14 protein-coding genes are annotated in these 20,812 nt (G+C 56.9%); 4 read left to right on the forward strand and 10 right to left on the reverse strand.

Going from position 1 to position 20,812, the window contains the following annotated elements:
• Nucleotides 1–43: 43 nt before the first annotated feature.
• Both BLW03_RS02270 and BLW03_RS02275 read right to left on the reverse strand, forming a co-directional pair.
• The gene (locus BLW03_RS02270; protein WP_244501924.1) at nt 44–3,370 is read right to left on the reverse strand and encodes a TonB-dependent receptor; all 3,327 of its coding nucleotides are present in this window, start codon (nt 3,368–3,370) and stop codon (nt 44–46) included.
• A gap of 76 nt (nt 3,371–3,446) precedes the next feature.
• Nucleotides 3,447–4,931: a sulfatase family protein gene (locus BLW03_RS02275; protein WP_083350263.1), complete on the reverse strand. Its 1,485-nt coding sequence runs from the start codon at nt 4,929–4,931 to the stop codon at nt 3,447–3,449.
• 630 nt (nt 4,932–5,561) lie between these two features.
• On the opposite strand from BLW03_RS02275, the gene BLW03_RS02280 reads away from it, so the two are divergent.
• Nucleotides 5,562–7,082: a PQQ-dependent sugar dehydrogenase gene (locus BLW03_RS02280; protein WP_074652161.1), complete on the forward strand. Its 1,521-nt coding sequence runs from the start codon at nt 5,562–5,564 to the stop codon at nt 7,080–7,082.
• Between the two features lie 211 nt (nt 7,083–7,293).
• The gene (locus tag BLW03_RS02285; protein ID WP_244501925.1) at nt 7,294–7,740 is read left to right on the forward strand and encodes a carboxymuconolactone decarboxylase family protein; all 447 of its coding nucleotides are present in this window, start codon (nt 7,294–7,296) and stop codon (nt 7,738–7,740) included.
• A gap of 42 nt (nt 7,741–7,782) precedes the next feature.
• Here the strand turns inward: BLW03_RS02285 and BLW03_RS02290 are convergent, their stop codons facing one another.
• From BLW03_RS02290 to BLW03_RS02305, 4 genes are all read right to left on the reverse strand, one after another.
• Nucleotides 7,783–8,445 (reverse strand): HD domain-containing protein, encoded by a 663-nt coding sequence (locus tag BLW03_RS02290; protein ID WP_212733112.1) that lies wholly within the window; start codon nt 8,443–8,445, stop codon nt 7,783–7,785.
• A 246-nt stretch (nt 8,446–8,691) separates the two neighbouring features.
• Nucleotides 8,692–9,330 (reverse strand): response regulator, encoded by a 639-nt coding sequence (locus BLW03_RS02295; RefSeq protein ID WP_074652163.1) that lies wholly within the window; start codon nt 9,328–9,330, stop codon nt 8,692–8,694.
• Nucleotides 9,318–10,403, reverse strand: a complete 1,086-nt coding sequence (locus tag BLW03_RS02300; protein WP_074652164.1) for a PAS domain-containing sensor histidine kinase — start codon at nt 10,401–10,403, stop codon at nt 9,318–9,320. The genes BLW03_RS02295 and BLW03_RS02300 overlap by 13 nt, the downstream gene beginning before the upstream one ends.
• Before the next feature lie 136 nt (nt 10,404–10,539).
• Nucleotides 10,540–11,556, reverse strand: a complete 1,017-nt coding sequence (locus BLW03_RS02305; protein WP_074652165.1) for an acetamidase/formamidase family protein — start codon at nt 11,554–11,556, stop codon at nt 10,540–10,542.
• 231 nt (nt 11,557–11,787) lie between these two features.
• Between BLW03_RS02305 and BLW03_RS02310 the strand changes: the two genes are divergently transcribed.
• Nucleotides 11,788–13,266: an amidohydrolase family protein gene (locus BLW03_RS02310; RefSeq protein ID WP_244501926.1), complete on the forward strand. Its 1,479-nt coding sequence runs from the start codon at nt 11,788–11,790 to the stop codon at nt 13,264–13,266.
• A 237-nt stretch (nt 13,267–13,503) separates the two neighbouring features.
• On the forward strand, nt 13,504–17,007 hold the full coding sequence (locus tag BLW03_RS02315) for a carboxypeptidase-like regulatory domain-containing protein (RefSeq protein ID WP_074652167.1): 3,504 nt from the start codon (nt 13,504–13,506) through the stop codon (nt 17,005–17,007).
• 90 nt (nt 17,008–17,097) lie between these two features.
• On the opposite strand, the gene BLW03_RS02320 is transcribed toward BLW03_RS02315, so the two are convergent.
• The 4 genes from BLW03_RS02320 to BLW03_RS20090 form a co-directional block, all read right to left on the reverse strand.
• Nucleotides 17,098–18,042, reverse strand: coding sequence for an SGNH/GDSL hydrolase family protein (locus BLW03_RS02320; protein ID WP_083350265.1), 945 nt, complete (start codon nt 18,040–18,042; stop codon nt 17,098–17,100).
• A 186-nt stretch (nt 18,043–18,228) separates the two neighbouring features.
• Entirely contained in the window at nt 18,229–18,840 is a 612-nt protein-coding gene (locus tag BLW03_RS02325; protein ID WP_074652168.1) for an RNA polymerase sigma factor, read from the reverse strand.
• A 148-nt stretch (nt 18,841–18,988) separates the two neighbouring features.
• A complete protein-coding gene (locus BLW03_RS02330; protein ID WP_212733113.1) occupies nt 18,989–19,693 on the reverse strand; it encodes an alpha/beta hydrolase in 705 nt (234 codons plus the stop codon).
• 194 nt (nt 19,694–19,887) lie between these two features.
• Nucleotides 19,888–20,799 carry a helix-turn-helix domain-containing protein gene (locus BLW03_RS20090; RefSeq protein WP_170834932.1) on the reverse strand — a complete coding sequence of 304 codons (912 nt, stop codon included), beginning with the start codon at nt 20,797–20,799 and terminating at the stop codon, nt 19,888–19,890.
• Nucleotides 20,800–20,812: the final 13 nt, after the last annotated feature.

Consider the following 20,812-nt stretch of genomic DNA (forward strand, 5'->3'; position numbering starts at 1 on the left):
GGGCAGCGGAATGTCCGCTGCCCTGTGTCATGCGTTGATCGCGTCAGAAGGTAAGCCGCACTGCAGCCTGCACCTGACGCTGCGTGCCGGACGTATCGGTTGGTTTCGTCCCTGCTGTGGTGGTGATCGTGCCGATCGCTGTGCTGCCGACCGTAACGTTCGGATTACCGAGCTGCACATGATTGAGGACGTTGTATCCCTCCAGCCGGAAGTTCAGGTTTCCACCTTCCCAACGCGGAATGCCGAAGTCACGCTGCACGCTTAGGTTCAGTTGGTTTTGTCCGGGGCCGCGAATCGCACCCTTGTGCGTGTTACCAAAGGTGAACTGTGGCTGTGCGACAAAGCAACTCGTGTTGAACCATTGGCCGATTGTGTGTGGTGCATTCGCGTTCGCATTGCAGACCTGATTTGGCCGATTCGTCTGACCGGAGTTTGTGATGTCCGTGCTATCCGTCGGTGTGAGCGGCTGTCCACTCTGCCATACGTAGATGGGCGAAAGGCCCCATCCACCCAGCACGGCAGAGGCCAAGCGATTGTTCATAACTGCGTGGCCGCCCGCAGGCACCGAGAAGAGACCGGTGAGCACGTAGCGGAATGGGATATCGAAGTCGCTGGGCCCCCAGTTCGATGCATGATCGTAAGCATTCTGTAACTGGTCGCCGTTGGTGCAGGTATCGCATACGTCCAGCGCCTGGCTCAGGAGACCGAAACTGCGACCGTAGGTGATCGAGTTACGAAACTGTATGCCCTTGGAGAAGCGCTTCTCGACACGAGCTGATAGCCCCTCGTATTGTGTGGCGTTCCAGTCCCCGATTTGATTCACCGCAGACTGCGTCACGTTGAACAGCGGCCGGCGCGACTGGACCGTCGTGGCATTGTTCACGAGTGGCTGGTTGACATTCGACCGCCCCAATAGATGAACACCATGATTGCCAACGTAGTTGATCTCTGTGAGGACGGACCATGGGAGCTGCTTTTGTGCGGAGAGGCTCCACTGCTCGACATATCCCATCTGCATATGCTCGACCCAGCTGGTGATGCCACCTGTGTAGGTCGGAGCAAGGGTGAAGGTTACCGGATCCACCGCAGGCGGCCGTGGAATGGACTGCGACGCCGTCAACTGGAAGGACGTATTCGTATGGATCTGGTCGCTGCTCTGGCTAATCGCGCCGTAGTTGTTGTACGGAGGATTCGTGGAAAGCCGGCTGGTAATGCCAAGCCCCTGATCCTGTGCATAGAACATCCCGAACGAGCCGCGGATCGTCATCTCTTTTACGCCGGGAACGCGATAGGCGAAGCCGATACGTGGTGCGATGTTGTTCTTGTCTGCGTAGACCAGCGCACGCGGCAGCCGCGTGTCGATGCCGGACTTGATGTACTGAAGGTAAAGTGGGCTGTCCTGATCCGTAATGAAGTTCGCTTCGCGGTTGTTTACGTCGTAGAACGGAGTGAAGAGCTCATAGCGCACGCCGAAGTTGAGGGTCAGGTTCGTAGTCGCGTTCCACTGGTCATTTGCATAACCGGCGTAATACCAGCCACGCTCCTCGCTGCTGAGGGTGGATCCTGTATTGACGGAATTCGCGTAGCCAAGCAGCATGTCGGCTATGCCGTACCCAGTGTTGGAACGCGATGATGGCAGCTGTGTGAATGCGCCGGTAAAGCCAAGGCTCCCACGGCCATTTGAGGCGGCTCGCGTATTCGGGCGAATCCACATCATCTCGCCACCAAACTTGGTCAGGTGCCTGCCGTGAGACCAGGACATGTTGTCGGCCCAATCCCATACGCCTGATGTCTTGTGCAGCGGCGAGTTCCCCACTGCCTGGGAACCAATCGTGCTTTGACCGGTAATGGTGAAGGTGGGCCAACCCTCCGTGATGGCCGGGTCAAGCAGCCCGGGAACAAACTCCTGCCGGGCAAAGGTGCCGAGTCCATCGTCGGCGATTGTGGTCCAGGAGAAGCGCAGTTCGTTCAGTAATTGCGGTGTGATGATCCGGGTGTAGCCGGCTCCAATACCTTTCGAATCGATGCGGGTATTCCCGGGATCCTGCGCTCCCGGCAAGCCCACCCCGGTGAACGTGTTATTCAACGTTTCCCCATAGCGCGCAAAGAAGCTGTCCTTACTACTGAGGGTGTAATCCAGACGACCGATACCGTTCTTCACGTCTACCGTGCTCGGGATGTAGGACGTGTAGTAATGCGTGAAGGGATCGGTCGGACTCGTCGCGTTCGGCAGTGGAAACAGGTTCGCAAGCTGCTGCCCGAGCGTGTTGATGCGGGCCGTCGGGATTCTGTTTTGAGAGAATGGCGTGCGCGTATAGTTCGTACCCACCTGAGTGGTGGTGGAAGGGTCATACACAGTGAACTTCGATTGCGAGAAGTCCCCGGCACGTTCTAATGCAGTGGGCACTGCTGCCTGACTGAAGGAAGAAGACTTAGTGTGCCGACCTTCGTAGGCGCCGGAAAAGAAGAGCCGGTCACGAACGATGCGCCCTCCGAAGCTGCCACCGTATTGATTCTGTACCAATTGCTGCTTTGGCGATGCTGCCGTGGAGAAATAGGGCCGCGCATCGAGCGCCTTGTTACGGATGAAGTCGTAAGCCGAACCGTGCCAGCGGTTGGTGCCGCTCTTCGTGATGGCGTTGAGCAAAGCACCTGCCCCTGCACCAAACTCTGCAGAGTAATTTGACGTCTGCACCGTGAACTCCTGCAGAGCGTCGAGCGGTGGCCGCACCATATCGCGCTGCCCGTTATCGAGGCCGCGCAGGTAGTTGACGTTGCGTGCACCGTCCAGCAGGAACGAGTTTTGCAGGCCATCGTTGCCATACGCAACGAACGAGTTGTCGCGACCCGCATTCTGCGGCACAACACCCGGAATGTAATTGGCGGCCTGCACATAGTTCCGGCCATTCAAAGGAATATCCGTGAGTTCCTTATTTTCGATGACCTGTTGAATGGTCTGCGACTTGTCTTCAATCAGCGGCGCCTGGCTGGTTACCATAACGGAGTCCGCAGCCTCGCCAAGCTGCAGCGAAGGCTGCAGGGTCACCGTCGCGCCAACCTGCACGTTGATGGATTTCTGCTGCAACGTCTTAAAGCCGGGGGCTGCGATCACTACGTTGTAGTTGCCGGGTGGCACTAGCGGAACTTCCGCGATGCCCTTGTCGTTGGTTTGCATCGTCCTTAACTGCGCGCCTGTGTCCGTTCCGGTAACCGTGACTGTCGCTCTAGCAAGAGCTGCGCCGCCCGCGTCAAAAACTGTAATGCTGATCGCTCCGCTCGAGCTTTGCGCATGCAGCATGGTCGCTGACAGCGCAATCGCTGCCAGCGGTGCGCGCCTTAGGATTGCCCTGCGGTAGATGGATGGATTCATATGTTTTTCGCGGCCATGGACCGCTTCTCCTGAAGGTGTTGCCGTGGTTTGAAATCGGAACGCTGTCTGGTCTGCGTCAGTAAGAGTCACCCTGCTTGACCGCTGGCGGTGCATCGATATTGAGCGGATCGCCCAGCTTCGCCTGCATGGCTTTCAGCTTTGCGATCATCTCGGTCTTCACGCCTGCGTACTTCGGGTCATCGACAAGGTCATGCATCTCCCATGGATCGTTTTCCAGATCGAAGAGCTGAAAACGCTTGATTGGCACGTAGAAGATGAGCTTGTGCTGCTTTGTACGGATCGATCGCTGGATGACATTCAGCCACCCGAACATCGCGTCGTGGACGGGTAGCGTCGATTCTCCGGTCAGGTATGGCTTCAGACTGGGGAACTCCACGTGCGGCGGTACGGGTACGCCGGCTAACTCGCAAGTCGTCGCATACATGCTGTGCTGATAGACCATCTGGTCGTTATGCGAGCCCGGCTTGATGCCGGGTCCGCGTACGATCAGCGGCATGCGCATCGAGCATTCATACTGGTTCTGCTTCCCCATAAGGCCATGCTCACCTACAGCCAGGCCATGGTCCGCCGTCATGATCACGTAGGTGTTCTTCGCCTGCCCACTGCGATCCAACGCATCGAGCACGCGTCCAATCTGCGCGTCCATATGGGTGATGATCGCGTAGTACTCCTTGCGGTGTGTCTTTACATCAAATTCAGTCCGCGGGAACGGCGCCAACTGCTCGTCCCGCGTGTGGAAGTCACCCTGATCGAAGGGATGCTGTGGCAGGTAGTTCGGAGGAAGCGCGATCTTGTCCACCGGATACATCGCCTGATATTCCTCGGGCGCCTGTCGCGGATCGTGGGGCGCATTGAAGCCGACGTACATGAAGAAGGGCTTGTCGTGGCCCGCACGCTGCCCGTTCAGGAAGTCGACCGCAGAGTCCGCATAGACCTCCGAGGAATGCTTCGTCTCACCTTGCGGGCCATCAAGCCAAAGGTGCTTATCCAGCCAATGCCCCTTCAGTGTCCGATCCGTCGGGCTCCATTTGTTGCCAGGCGCAGGACGGTCGTACATGTCTTTCGTCGAATCCAGATAGCCTGGGCCGGTGGTTGCAAGATCGGTGAAGGAGCGCTGCAGCGACACCGCATCCAGGTGCCACTTCCCCGTCTGAAACGTGCGGTAGCCCGCGTTGCGCAGCGTTTGGCCCCACACGGGCACCATGCCCGACTGATTGTCCAGGAGAGCCTTCTGCGCCTTGAACGGAGACAGGCCGGTGTTCAGCATCGTGCGGCTTGCGACGCACACCGCACCTGTCCACGAACCGCTATGGAAGCAGTGGGTGAAGTGCATTCCTTCATGCACCAGCCGGTCGATGTTCGGCGTATGAACCTCGGGGTTGTTGATCGAATGGATCGTGCGGAACATGAGGTCGTCTGCGATTAAGAACAGAAAGTTGGGCCTGTCACCCGCATTGGCATCAGCGGAAGCGATCGGTGAATGCACCTGAGCGGCGGCCAGGGCAACAGAGGATAGTCCTACAAATTGACGTCGGTTCATGGGTGCTCTCAGTATGGGTTTGGCATGGGCCAATGTGGCACCAGCGATTCTTGTTGAAAGGCTCGGCAAACAGATGCGTTGCGAGGTGCTCGCGGAGCAATTAGCAGGAGATCTGTGGTTCATTTCTCAGACAAATTTCCAAGAACGAACCAGAAATCTCAACCACTTAAAGGCAACAACAACAAGCAGGCTCACTCGAGCGAGCGGCCTGCGCCGAGGTGATCGGCAACGTGTTTGCGTAGAAAATGGGAGGTGATAAAAGCATGACGTGTGAAACGTCAGAAACCTTGGTCGCTGCAGATGGTGCAACCGAACGGATGACGCGGCTTACCTTGCCAGCGATTCCATTCCCTTGGTCTCCGAGGCTCTGTTCCCTCCCTGTGCTCTATCGTAACCGACTCCCCGCCCACCTCTGACGAATCGCTGATGCAACTGTCGCGATCGCGCTTGACACCTCACACCTCGTCCCAACGCACACCCAGTGTGTTGGTCTTCGGTCGATGAGCAAGAAGTGACAAACCGATGACGAAAGGGTGACATCCGCCAGAGAACGGAGAGCCTAGTTTGATTCCCGACCACTGCAGAAGTAAGCCCGCGCGACGAATGATCTGCAGGGCCAAGGAGAATCGAATGAAACACTCTCGCAATGTCTGCAACGCGGTCCTGGCCAGTCTCGCTCTCTGGGGGGCCATTTTGGTCACAACACCTCTTCATGCTCAGGCACATCCGCCACTGATCGATCCGCTTCCCGCAGCCATCCCTTCCTCTGCAATCACAGTCAGCCTGACAACCGTGCTCTCCAACCTTGTGCAGCCCACGGCTGGTGCAACGGCTCCCGGAGACGAAGATCACCTTTATATTGCAGATCAAATCGGTCAGGTCTGGAGCGTGGATGTGTCACGGCATCCAGCTTCCACATCGCCGCACCTGGTGATGGATATCCGCAGTCTGATCATTCCCCTGGGTCTTGGACCTGCAAAATACGACGAACGTGGATTGCTTGGAATCGCTTTCCACCCCAACTTCCGACGCAACCACCTCTTCTACACGTACTCGTCCCAGCCAGTAAAGGGCAAAGCAACGTTCAGTACGCTGCCTGCCGGGGCCGTGCCGAACTGCCAAAATGTCCTGCAGGAATGGCGCATGATGGACCTCGGCGACGATAACTTCGTGGTCGATACCTCCAGCGTTCGCGAACTTATGCGCGTCGACAAACCGCAGTTCAATCACAATGGAGGCGCATTACTCTTCGGACCAGACCGTCTTCTTTACCTCTCGATCGGAGACGGCGGAGGTTCCAATGACTTTGGCGTAGGACACGCCGCCGCCGGCAACGCACAGACGCTGGAGCCGGGGAACGTGCTGGGAAAGATTCTCCGCATCGATCCGCGCGGTCACAATTCCGGGAATGGGCAGTACGGGATTCCCGAAGACAATCCGTTCACCTATTCCTCGTTGTCGCCAGCGCCTCAACCTGAGATCTATGCCTACGGCTTCCGGAATCCGTGGCGGATGTCCTTTGACTCCAAAACCGATGCTCTGTACGTCGGAGATGTAGGCCAGAACGACGTCGAGGAAGTGGATGTGGTGAAGAAGGGCAGAAACTACGGGTGGCCCAACAAAGAGGGTACGTTCCTCTTCGACGGCTTCCTTCCGGGACGTGGCGGCACCGGGTACGTCTGGCAAAACAGCCCCGGCGCACCCAACGGCTTGATCGACCCTATTGCAGAGTATGACCACGGCGAAGCGGAGGTCGCTCCTCTTCACTCTGGAGTCCATCTACGGCAAGCCGTGATCGGAGGCTTTGTCTACCGCGGAGAGCGTGCGGAAGCACTAGAGGGCAAGTACATTTTCGGTGACTATGGATCGGCTACCACGCCCATTCAGGGGCATCTCTATGTCTTGCGGGGTCACGACAAGCACATTGAGGAGCTTCAGGTAGATGGCAGATCTTCGCTCAACCTCGCGGTCCTGGGCTTCGCACAGGGACGCGACGGAGAGCTTTACCTTCTAGCCAGCCAAACAGGAACAGTGCTCGGTAACACTGGTGTGGTGATGCGGATTCGGTCCAACCAAATGGGTCGCGACGAGGACGATGGCCACAGACGCGACGAGGACGACGGTCACGGACGCCACGAAGACATGGACTAGACAGAACACAGTCTTGGGGCGCTGGAACTTATCGCCAACCCCACAAGGTCGGTTCTGCGCGGAAGGACGTGAGGCCGCAGTGGCTCTCACGTCCTCTTTTTTGTCCACTCGCGGGAAGGGTTGGTGAGTGTGGCGCTGTCGATCGCGAACCGAGTGTCGCACGAGAGATTCCCTGCGATACCCAGTGACCATCTAGCCCTATCATGCTGTTGTGGGGTCGGCAGACGACATCATGATGGAGGCAGGTGGTATGTCTACTGTGAAGCTGTGGACGGACGAAGATGTGGCTGGTGCACCAAAGGTCAGCGCGGTTTTTGACGACATCCGCGCCACGCGTAACTCGGATTTTGTAAATAATTTCTGGCGTGCGCTCGCGAACCAGCCAGAGCTTTTGCAACGGACTTGGGCAAGCGTGAAAGCTGTAATGATTGAGCCGGGCCTTCTTGATCCGCTGACGAAAGAATTGATCTACATCGCCGTCTCAACGGTCAATAGCTGCACCTACTGCACTCATTCGCACACCGCTGCGGCGCGCGCGAAAGGAATGACGGAGCAGCAACATGCGGAGTTGCTCGCGGTCATCAGCCTTGCAGCACACACCAACTCTCTGGCGAATGCGCTCCAGATCTCTGTCGATAAGGAGTTTTTGGTCGACTAAGTAAGCACGACCATCTCAGTCCCCTTGCCTCTCCCGGGAGATCTAAGCGCGCCATAAAGAATTTCGAATGACACTACAAAAGTTGCCTCGCTTGAAGTGAGGATCCTTGTCTGCCAGGACGTCTGCTTTCACGTTGCCAAAGGTGGTCTCCGGTTTGTGCTTGATCCCGTCGTAAAACGCCTGGATGATGTCTTCTTTGAAGTGCGGTGTCCGTGGGAAGCGCGCGACGATGTCATCCCGTACCTGATCGCTGAAGCTGGAATAGTCGATTCCGAGAACATCCATCTCGACACCTGCCGTCACCAGCGCAATTACTGGACTCATGTGGCGCGGTATACCCGGAGTCGTGTGGAGCGCTATTGCCGTCCAGACCTCATCGATCGCACTCTCTGAAATGCTTCGGGATCGGAGAAAGCTCCGGGCCGCGTTGGCGCCATCTACCTCAAAACGCTCCGTCGGGCTACTATGCTGCGCTATCAACCCGACGTCATGAAACATCGCTCCTGCGTAGAGCAACTCCCGATCAAATCTGAGCTTGAGGCGCTCACCAGCCAAAGCTCCGAAATAATACACGCGGCTCGAATGATGGAACAGCAGATCCGTCTCCGTATCACGGACGAACTCCCGAATCTCTCTCGTCAACTGGGTATCCGGGATTTCTATAGAACCCAGCGAGGCCGACAGGGTATGCAGCTCTGCGGACATGTCTTGCATTCTCCTTTGGGGTCGTTGGTGATGCGCTTCGCGTGGCACAAACCACCGCCAACGCTCCAACTGTACCCGCACAGGAATTGAGCATGATTGGCAGAAGTTTTCCTAGTTTGTAAAAGCTGACCCGTTCTATCGTGCCCCGGGACTCCATAAAGACCGAAATGCGCAGGTACTGGCTCGAAGGAAGCCAATGCAGAATCTGAAATGAAGACGGTGAAACAATGACAATCGCCCGCCGCGTCAGAACGTGGAGACGAGGTTTTCGCGGATCGCGTAGCGAACAAGCGCTGCAATCGTATTAACGCGCAATTTCCGATAGATGTTCATGCGATGAGTCTCGACTGTGCGGGTACTGATTTCGAGGTTTGCAGCGGCCTCTTTACTACTGAGTCCCATCGCAAGAAGCACAACGATGCCCCGCTCGCGCTGTGTCAGCTTGTCACCGATCTCTGCGTCGGTCTGCCGGTTTAGATATCCCGTCCGCATCATCTCCAGAGCGCGAGAGTGGTAGTACCGATCACCAACCAGGACCGCTTGTAGCGCTTGCCGCAGATAGATATCTGCTTCACTTTTCAAGACGTAGCCGTGCGCGCCGCACTCGACAATCGCGCGCAGAGTCGTTTCGGAATCGTGCATTGTAAGCACGACAATGCGGGTGCCGGGCGCTGTGCTGGCGACGGCCAATGCGACCTCAGGGCCACTCAGAATCGGCATGCTGAAGTCCAGGATAGCCACGTCAGGCTGCAGTTCGTCGATCTGGCGAACCGCATCGTCTCCCCTTGATGCTTCACCGACAACGACCCAGTCGTCACAGGCAGAGACTAGATCCCTGATGCCACGGCGCATCAGGTCGTGATCGTCGGCAATTACGATACGCATAAGATTCTCTCTCCCAACGGAACCTGAGCGCACAGTTCGACACCCCTGCCAGTCGACGTAACGCGAAGAGTTCCACCAAACTCCAGCAGCCTCTCGCGCATGCTGCTGAGGCCAACTCCGTGAAGTAAGGACAGACCGGATACGGGCGCCGGCATGGACGCAACATAGTTAGCTAAAGTGAGCTGCAGGAGGTCGCGCTCAAACGACAGCGTCAAACTTATGGAAGATTCCCTGGCGTGTCGAAGCACATTCGCGAGGCCCTCCTGGATAAAGCGGTACAGCGCGGTCTCAAGTGCCAGCGGCAGTCGCTCCTGCATTGGTTCGAGGTGCAGCTCGATTTCAATCCCGCTGCGCCGTTCAAACCCCTCGGTAAGCCAGAGGATTGCGGTGTGTAAGTCTGCTTCGCCAAGTTGGGGCGGATGCATCAGAAAGGAAGATGTTCGGATCTGGCCGACACAGACGTCCGCCAACTCGCTGGTCTGGGCGAGGAGTGACTCCATCCTCGCGTCGCCCGCGACAAGCTTCGAAATTCTTCGGAGATTCCACGTTAGTAACGCCAGGTCTTGCGAGAGAGAATCGTGGAGATCGCGCGCGAATCGCCTCCGTTCTTCCTCTCGTACAACATCCAGCCTTGTCGTCATCTGCTCAAGCACGGCGGTGACGTCCATGCGCTCGGTCACGTCCTGGTACAAGCCGTAGACGCCAAGGACGACACCGTCGACAATAAGCGGGACGCCGTGCAGTTCCACGTCGATGATGAGTCCATCTTTGCGGCGGCGCTTGGTAACGGTGTGGACCCGTTTGCCACTCAACACGCGGTGCGTTAATTCGGTCGCTTCTAGGAGGAAGTCAGGGCCAGCAATCATGCTGTCAAGTGCCCAGGTCTCGAGTTCCGCAGCTTCAAACTTGAACAGATCAAGGAATGCAGGGTTACAGAGCTGAAACTTGTGTTGACTATCCAAGACGATGATTGCGATGGGGTTGTACTGAATCAGCGCATGGAGATAGGCCGTTGACGCGTGATCATCCAGTTGCAATGCAAAACCTGTAGCTGCCGAGAAAGAAGCCTGCATATCGCCTCCACGTGAGTGGTAGTCGTAATGACAAAAGTGGATTCTATGAAGGAATAGCCGAATTTTAGCGCGGAAGCAATGTCATGTGAAACGGGCGTGAAGGAATTCCACGCCGTCTCATGACCGGAAACCGAATCTACTGCTTCGTAAAGATCTTCTTTGGGCACATCGCGTGGACACCGACGTTGCCATCGACCAGTTGGGTGATGTCGAGATCGACAGCCACGCTTGAGAGCATGTAGGCATCGTCACGTGTCATGTGCTTGGTTTCCACCAGGAAGTCGATCATGTCACGCAGCGCGTGTTCCGTCGCTTCTTTCAGGTCGGGGCTAAAACCCATCGAAATGTAATAGTCCGGAGTCTCTGCGCGCGGCCAAAGCAGCGCCTGTTTCTTGTGAACAATAAACTTGAACGTGCCCGTGAGGTACGTCTCCATCGCAGTGATATCGACTTCACCATTGCCCTGCCCTGCATGACCATCGCCTGCTTCAAACAAGGCGCCTTTGGCCGCGACCGGTATGTAGAGTGTCGTTCCGGCAACAAGCTCTTTGTTGTCCATATTGCCGGCGTGTGTGAACGGTGGAGCGGAATCGATCTTTCCGCCGGCGGGTGCTACCCCCATGCTGCCAAAAAACGGGTGCAACGGGATGTCGATTCCAGGAGCGAAATGCCCGATCATCCTGGCGCGGTCCAGCGGAATGATGCGGCTTCGACTGTAAGGAAATTCCATCGGAAGGAAGCCCCGATGAAGACCAAAACCGTTGCAGGCGAAGTTTGCATCGATGTCGATCTTCAGGATCTGCACTTCAAGCACGTCCCCTGGCTCGGCTTCTTCAATCGCGACCGGTCCTGTCAGGATGTGACCACCTGGTCCCTTGTCCTTCACTTCGTTATAGATGGCATCCGTATACGCCGGAATGTCTTCGGGCTTCACGCCTCCCTTCAGCATTCGCTCCCTCGGCCCGCACGTCGAGAGCGTTTGCATGACGACCGTGTCTCCCGATCTAACAGTCAACGCGGGTTTCGCCATGCCCGAGTAGTACCCCCATGCGACGGTATCTGGTTTCGCAAGCAACGTATGTTGCTGCTGCGCAAGCACCGGTAGGCTGGAGGTGGAAAGCAGGATGCCGGAAACGAAAAGTGCACGAAGCATCGGAAGAGTCCTTTCGCAAGAGCAGGTTACTTGTAGGCTGTCTCCCGATTATGCAGCACGTTCGACTGCTCCACGCACGCGGAAACTACGTATGCAACCTACGTATTTCTACTTAGGCGTACATTTCTGCGCTGCGATATCCGGTCCGGCTTTACACTCCCTCCAAGCGTCCCGCTAACGGATGACGAAGGCCGGCCCATGCGTGCACGGTCGTATAGGGAGGGCTACCCATTGAACCTGCTCAAGCGCAATCTTCGGCTCACGACGCTGCTTGTCTTAGCGTGCGGCCCCCTCTCGGCACAGCGCACAAGCCAACCAGGCGTTGAGAATACGCGATACCACTACGGCCAGGATCTGCCGATAAAGGTCCTGCATCACGTTCGCGTGATCGACGGCACAGGCGGCCCCGTCTTACAGGACCAGAGCGTCATCATCGAGAATGGCAAGATCACGCGGGTCGGTCCGGATGCACCGGGTCCTGCCAACGCAGAGACATTCGATCTGGCTGGCTACACCGTACTCCCCGGCCTCGTCGGAATGCACGACCACATGTACTACCTCCAACGGCCGAACACCACAGCCGACGGCGCCGAAGCGCCTGTCCTGCTGCCGCAGATGACCTTCTCCGCACCGCGCATGTACCTTGCCAACGGCGTTACTACGATACGCACGGCAGGCTCTGTTGAGCCGTATGCTGATATCAACCTGCGCAATCTGATCGATGCTGGCACCCTGATCGGGCCGCATATAGAACCGACGGCACCGTATCTGCAGGGCGTGAGCAACATTTTCATGCAGATGCATGTACTGAGCGGCCCAGAGGATGCGAAGAACTTTGTGAATCAATGGGCGGACGCCGGTGCGACGAACTTCAAGGCCTATATGCACATCACTCGAGCAGAGCTAAGCTCGGCGATCCAGACAGCGCATGCGCGCGGCTTGAAAGTGACGGGCCATCTTTGTTCCGTTACCTATGCTGAAGCAGCCGAGCTCGGCATCGACAACTTGGAGCATGGCTTTTTCGTCAATACGCAACTGGACCCTGACAAGAAGCAGGATCAATGCTCACGTGAGACGGGTGCGGCGACCCTCGCGAAGATGACGCCCGACAGTCCTGAGGCGACCGCTCTTGTGAAGCTGCTTATTTCAAAGCATGTAGCGTTGACCAGCACGTTGCCAGTCTTTGAGGCGTCCCTCGCCGGCAAACCCGCATTGCGCCCGAAAGCGCTCGCGACCATGTTGCCAGAGGCACGGGAAGCGTATTTGCTGGGGCGTAATCGACGGAACACTGCGCCTGATTCACCGGCTTTGCAGCGTTCCGCGCAGAACTACCGCAATGCCGCCGCGCTTGAGAAGAAGTTCGTCGAGGCAGGCGGATTTCTGATGGCTGGCCTCGATCCGACAGGCAACGGCGCCACCCTTCCCGGCTTCGGCGATCAGCACGAAGTGGAACTGCTGGTGACAGATGATGGTTTCACCCCGGTCGAAGCGGTCAAGATAGCCACGTTGAATGGCGCTACGTATCTCGGCAAAGCCGATCGGATTGGATCTGTCCAGGTCGGTAAGGATGCGGACCTGATGATCGTCAAGGGTGACCCTTCGACGCAAATAACGGATATCGAGAACGTCGAGATCGTACTGAAGGGTGGAACTGCGTGGGATTCCAACAAGCTGCTGGAATCCGTGCGCGGCCGTTATGGCGAATACTGAGCTCAAGAGCAGTCGAGAGGATGCGTGTCGCTCCTATCCGATCCGTGCAGGGCAACGTTGCAAGTTTGCTCTTTCCGGCAAGGAGCCTTATGCCATGCGGAGATGTAATCGCTGGAGAAAAGATGGCTTGCAACGCTCTCACTGATGCCAATCGACTGGCCTCTGCGTAGAAATACGGATGTTTTATTTTCATAAAACCTTCATAGTGCTAGTAACCCAGACAGAGGTTTCACGACTATGAAGAGGCGTCTTTCTCTCCTTAGCCGCACAGTGCTTGGATCATCCCTTGCCGCTGTGTCGCTCGCAACGCCGTTTGCGTTCGGTCAAACGTCTACCACTGGCGCTATCCGTGGCATCGTTACCGATGCGCAGGGGGCCGTGGTCGCGGGCGCTGCGGTCACAGCCACGTCGAAGGCAACGGCGCAGATCCACCGCACCAAGAGTGACAGCGCGGGCCAGTTCACCATCGGCTTGTTGCCTCCGGAAACCTACACACTCACCATCACTGCACCAGGCTTTAAGACGACAGAGCAGCCGCCCATCACGGTGAACGTGACGGAGACTTCCCGGGCAGACGCAGCCTTGACTGTCGGCAGCGAAGGCGAAACGGTGGAGGTTAGCGCAGGCACAGCCCAATTGCAGGTGGAGAACGCCACCCTGGGAACCGTGGTGCAGGGTGCGACGATCCGCGAAGTACCCCTGACGAACCGGAATTTTACGCAGGTGCTAACGATGTCGGCCGGCGTCTCTGGGGACGTCAACAACGCCGCGGCTTTAGGAAAAGGAACGCAGGATGTCTATGTGAACGGCGCCAGCAGCATCAGCAATAACTTCCACATGGATGGCGCGGACATCAACAATTTCGGCTCTGGCCGCGCCGGTGACTTCGTGCAACAGGCCGGCATTGCAATTCCAAATCCGGACACCCTGCAGGAATTCAAGATCCAGACGACGAACTACGACGCCGGGTTTGGTCGCGATGCTGGCGCAAACGTCGACGTCGTCACGAAGACGGGCTCCAACGCAATTCACGGATCAGTGTGGGAGTTCTTTCGCAATGATGTCTTGAATGCAAACGATACTTTCCTGAAGATCGGCGGCCAGAAACGTGCCGTGATGAAACAGAATCAGTTCGGTGGCACACTCGGTGGCGCCATCAAGAAAGACACGGTCTTCTTCTTTGGGTCCTATCAAGGTACCCGCCAGGTGAACGGTCTGTCTTCCAGTTCCCTTGCAAGCAATACCCTTTTCCCACTGAGCGATGATCGCAGTGCCGCCGCGATTGGTGCAGCGGGCTGCACCTCGGCAAAGCCATTCAATGGTGGTGTGTCGGTCGCGTGCAATGGAAGCAACATCAATCCTGTCGCGCTCAACCTCCTGCGACAGAAGATTGCAAACGGCACGTACCTCATCCCGACACCACAACGTATAGCCACGGTAAGCGGCAATACCGTTGGCCTCTCGACCTTCAGCATCCCGTCCCACTACAGCGAAGACCAGTTCCTCATAAACACGGATTATCTGTTCAGCGCGAAGCATACCCTGTCTCAGCGCTACTTCTACTCCCGTCAGCCGCAGAACCAGCCCTTCAGCAGCACCGCCAACACCCCGGGAAACGGCGTCACGCCCAACTTCAACAGTCAGGTAGCGGTATTGAAGCTGACCTCCGCGCTGAGTTCTCGATTGTTGAATGAGGGCTTAATCGGCTACATCCGCAGCGTGGGGCGATTGCAGACACAGGCAAATCTGACCTTCGATCAGATTGGCATGACAGCTCCCAGCGACCCTACGTATCCACTGACGCCGATCATCTCCACCACGGGATACTTCAGTCTCGGCGGCGTGAACAATGATGTCTCGTTCTCTGCAGTAAACACGTTTGAAATCAGCGATCAGGTTTCCTTCAGTCGTGGGCGTCAGAGCTTTCGTGCTGGCTTCACCGGCGAGAAGAATCAGTTCAACTTTGACGATCCCAACAACAAACGCGGCAGCGTAACTTTCTTGACGTTCCAGGATTTCCTGTTGGGCGAAAGTGCAGCCCAGAATGGAAGCGGTTTCAGCAACGTCAGCGCCAGCAGCAGTCAGCAGGGCTCGTACTACAAGGGCTTCCGCGGTACCTCGATGGCAATGTTTCTGCAGGATGACATCAAGCTAAGCAGCAGATTCACACTCAACACGGGCGTTCGTTGGGAGTTGAACAGTGGTGTCAGTGCAAATCATGGGCAGCTCAGCAGCTTCTATCCGTCGCTGGTCACACCGTTCCAGCCCGTTCCGGCGGGCGGTACCTTTGCCGGCTTTGTTGTTCCAAACAACTACCGACTCACGCTTCCTGCGGGCGTTACCCGTCTTGGGAGCACCAGTCTTTCGAACAACGACATCCCTTTGCATAACTTTGGGCCACGAGTCGGCTTCGCCTATCAACCCTTACGCGATACCGTGGTTCGCGGTGGATACGGACTTTTCTACACGTTGCCGAATGGCAACTCCGTCCTACAGACGCTTGGCGGTCAGCCCTTCGTAAGTTCGTCCACCCTTAGCGGCACTGCAAACGCTGCGGCCACCTTCCAGACACCGTTCACGACGACGCTTACGCCGGGTGTGTGGCGGCCGCGCTCGACCGCGTACACGCTCACTGTGACTGGCGTTGCGGACAACATCGACTCCCCTTTGGTCCAACAGTACAACCTCGAAGTGCAGCAGCAGTTGCCGAGCAAGTTCGTATTCGAGCTTGGCTACGTGGGCACGCGGGGTACGCGCCTCGCAGAATCGCGTGCGCTTAACCGTGCATATCTCGCAGGACCGTCCAATCCAATCAATGGCGTCACCACCAACACGCTAGCGTCAGCGAACATCCAGGCGCGCGTGCCGTATCAGGGGTTCACGCCAGGTGGGGTCACCAGGATTGAAACGTACGGCTTCTCAAACTACAACAGCTTGCAGGCTGTTCTGCGAAAGCAGATGTCCCATGGCCTGTATATGCAAGCTGCCTACACCTGGAGCAAAGGCCTGACCACCGTTACCGCTGGTGATGGAACGAATGGCGTCTTCGCCGGGGGAAGCGGCAACAGCAACGATCCCAACGACCGGCATCAGCGCTGGGGCCCGGCGGGATTCGACCGCACAAACCGCCTGGTCGTCGTGTACACCTACCAGCTTCCCACGTGGAAAAATGCAGGCGCGCTTGTCCGCGGTGTCACTGGTGGATGGAAGGTCTCAGGCGTCTCAACATTTCAATCGGGTAAGCCTTTGGTATTTACGGACACGCGCAACGGCACCGCCTTCGGTACTGCAAGTCGTGCACAGTTCGCACCAGGGTTCAGCAATAAGGACATCAAGAACGGAAATGGCGGATCCATGCTGGACCGCATCCGTAATAACACGTATTTCAACCCTGGCAGCACCGTGTTCACGGCGGCCCCCTTTGCGCCGAACAGCACAACCGTCACGCCGGGTGCACCTGTCACTGCGACCTCAGTTCCTACGCTCTATGGCAATAGTGCGATTGGCGCCGCGCGAGGTCCTGGCAATCAGAACTGGGACATGACGCTGGTGAAATCGACGAAGGTTGGCGGACTGCGCGAAGATGCCAACCTTGATTTCCGAACGGAGTTCTTCAACGTATGGAACCACGCACAGTACGCCAATCCCGGAACAGCGGTAGGCACAGCGAGCTATGGGCTCATCAACGCTTCGTCGGTAGCCCCCAGGCTGATCCAATTCGCACTCAAATACGGTTTCTAATCCAGCACCACTGATCCAGTTCCGCACGGGGCCTTTGCGAAGGTCCCGTGTGGAGTCGAGTTTCGCGCTTCTGCTGGGCAGCGGACTCCCCTACTCGTGAAACGTCCGCTGTCTCGGCAGCGTCTCCTTACGCATGGTTTGCCGCTCTAGATACGGTGGCTCGCGAGCGACTTCCGTGGCGAGCGCCTCGGCGATGGCGGTCATCGCCTCAATCCTTGGATGAAAGGGAGCTGGGCCGAATCGAAGGATATGCTCCGAGAAGACAAAGCCGTAGACCCAGGGCTGTGCCGAGCACACATCGTGCCCCTGGGTAATCTCCGATGCCTTTATTAGGCCTGAGTTCGTTGCTCTCGCAACCTCTGCCGTCACCGCCGCAAGACGTGCTGCTATCTGTCGACCTGTTTCTGCCTCCTGCGACGAGAGATGCAGTTGACCGCACGTACCCTGGCTTGGAAGGACCGTTGCGTAATCGATAAAGAGGACGCGCGCTACCGGAGCCCGGCGATGTATTTCTTGCACGACTCGGGTCATCTGCGCTGGCAGAGTGACAAAGGCTTTCTGGACCCTGTCATTCGACATGCCCATGCAAAGACCAACCCATCGTGCACCGGCTGGAACGGCCGCGGGATCATTTGCACAGGCCCATGCTCCAAGCGTTCCAAGGTAGAAGACATCGTTGCCACCAATTGTCACGGTTACCAGCTTCGTGGTCGTATCGACTGCATCAACCTGCGCTGGTTGGAAAAGCTGGCCGCCATCCAGGATATGCCTCGTAGTCGCGCCCGAGCACGTCACGTCTTTAAGCTTCATACCAGTTCGTTTCGCCAGCAGGTGCGCATAGTTTTCACTGGAGCGCATGCACGGGAAATAGCTGCCCGGAGCCCGCTGTCCATCGCCCGGCCCAGCCGCGAAGGAACTGCCCATCGCAACATACTCGGCATTCCCCGCAGGCAGCTGTACCACATGACGGATAGCGAGCGGCCCTGTCAACAGAACGAGGACAGCGATGCCGCACGCCACCTTTTGAGCGAGCACAGCAGCTGATGAAAACGGACCCGGCTTCCGCCGAGGAAAGCATACGATGCCCGCTTGCCTGCGAGTCTTCGAGAAACTGATCAAAGCCCACTTCTCCTCACCGACCGAGGCTGCGCAGATGTCGAGGAGCCCGCCCCGGACTCCCGCGTTTGAAGACTATGTTTGAGCTTCTCCTTGACTGCCGGCTCACATGGAGCGCTGTACACATTGCCCATCCAACATGGTCATCAATTTCTTACGCGCGCGGTAGGTGCGTGACTTCACCGCGGGCAGGCTGAGACCGCGCTTATCGGCAACTTCTACTAGCGATAGTTCCTCGTAGATGTAGTCCTGCGCTACCTCCCTCAGGCGAATGGGCAGCAGTGATACAGCTTTACCCAGATTCTTCCGCATCTGCCGACTTGAATATTCCTGCTCAGGGTTCAGTCCTGAGGCAGCGATGAGTACGAATGCTGCGTCGTCTCCGCCCGTTAGCTCTTCGAGAGAAGAGGAAGGTCTGGAACGTGCACGGCGCAAGCGCTGCAGACTGGCGTTCACCGCGATACGCGTAAGCCATGTCGAGAATTTGGCATTCCCTTCGAAGGTGTGGAGCTTTCGCAGAACGCTCAGGGACACTTCCTGCACGACATCTTCTGCATCCTCCCAATTCTTGAGGATCGCAGTTGCGGTGCGGCGAACCGTACTTCGATGACGGTTCATGAGTTCGCCGAAAGCCTCGTCGTCTCCAGAGCGTGCCAGCTCCACGAGATCCTCGGTGCTTCTCTCTTCGGATGAGTCACATCGAGCTTCAGACGGCATAACAGGCTCCTTGACGGTTCATTCGCTGAGTGAATCCAACGGAGTTGTGCGACTTCCGCATGACCTCTGAGGTTGCTCCTTCTGCCAGCACCCTCAGTGTGCGGGGGTGCTGGCATGGAGCGCACAAAGTCGCAGACTCTTCGTGGCACTATTTCGTCAGTGTCGTGGCCTTCTCGATCACTGCTGCGACTTCTTTTGGGTGCGACAACATCACAACATGGCTGGCCGGAAGAATCGTCGTTGAAGCGTTCATCTGCTTCGCCATGCTCTTCTCCTGATCCGGAGCGATCATGCGGTCGTTGCTCGAAACGACATACCAGGTCGGCTTATCGCGCCACGCAGCTTTGCTGATTTTTGCTCCGAAAATCGCACCGGCAGTCATTGGCTGCACCGCGACCAGCACGTCCTTCTCGCTTTCAGTCAGGTCCTGCGCAAAGTTTTCCTTGACACCCTGTTCCGTGAGCAGCAGGAAGCCATCTGCCTGCGGGGCCAGCGTGTCCATGCCAGGTGGCTTCGGGAAGGACTTGCTGATGTCGACAATGTTCTGTCCGCTGTCGGGAGCGAAGGCTGCGACATATACAAGTCCGGCAACTTTTGACTCATTGCCGGCCTCACTGATGACAACACCGCCGTAGGAATGTCCGACCAAAAGGACAGGACCATCCTGTGCGGCAATGGCACGCTTGGTGGCAGCGACATCGTCGTCAAACGACGTCAGAGGAATCTGCACTGAGACAACATGTAATCCCTTTGCCTGCAAGAGCGGAATGACCTTTGCATAGCTGGAGCCATCCGCAAACGCACCGTGTACGAGAACAACGTTCTTGATGGGAGATGATGTGGATTGTGCCATAAGCTTGCCTCCTTGGTTGAACAAAGTGAATGCAGCTGCGAGTGCGACTCGCGCGAGGAATTTCATACTTATCTCCACTTCTTGTTGCGTTCCAGATAGGGATATCTCCCAAATCTAGAGAAGTGATTGCCCGATCTCTTGGCAGATCAGGGCGCAATTTGGAAAACTTTTGAAGATCATGAAAGCGCCGCTGCTTACTGCCAATGGATCGCAAACTGCCGACGATATCGTCCCGGCGTGATGCCCGACACTTTCCCGAAGCTTTCCGTAAAGGTGGCCTGATCGGCATAGCCCACCTCATGGGCCACCTCTCGCAGTGAGAGGGAAGAGGCTTGGAGAAGATGCTTCGCGCGCTCAATCCTCAGCATTAATACGTGTCGATGTACCGACTCTCCGAACGTCTGTCGGAATGCCCTCGCGAAGTGTCCTACAGATAACCCGCATTCGGATGCGAGTTGCACCACACTGACGCCTTCGCGCAGATCCCCCGACAAACGCTTACGGACCTTGCGAATATGCTTCGGCGGAAGACCACCTGAGCATCCAGCTGGCCCGTCACTATCATTCGGTCTATGCCGATCTATGAGCCGGGATACGACGGCGCGTGCAAAGGCATCCTCAGGCTCGTGCGAGGTAAGCTGCTGCGCGTGAAGCAGATTCGCCATCGCGCGCGAAAGGTGATGAAGGACAGGGTCTTCGACCGCACGTAGCTGAGAAAGTGTTCTATCGGCGCCTCCAAACAATTGGTCATCGTGACGTTCACCCAGGCCTGTATCGATTCTGTATTCGATCAAGTCAATCGAAGATGGAGAGAAAAACGTGGCTTTGATCTCCGGATAGAGAACACACACTTCGCCGCGTTGCTGAGGGATTTTTACGGAACCCGTTGCATCCTCAGCATGGAGAGTAATTGTGGGGCCAATGTTTGTGATGACGCGAATGAGGGTAGCTTCGTGCGGGTACGGGCCGCCTACAAGATCAAACGGAAGCCCCTGCTGTGTACCCGATAAATCATCGCCAGCATTCCGACCGATCTTCGAAACTCTCAATCTGTATGGTCGCTGATCCGGGCGGTCAGGCCGACCAGCCGGGTGAATGGTCCTCATGCAAAGACTCCTG

The sequence above is a fragment of the Terriglobus roseus genome (genome assembly GCF_900105625.1).
Classification (GTDB): Bacteria; Acidobacteriota; Terriglobia; order Terriglobales; family Acidobacteriaceae; genus Terriglobus; species Terriglobus roseus_B.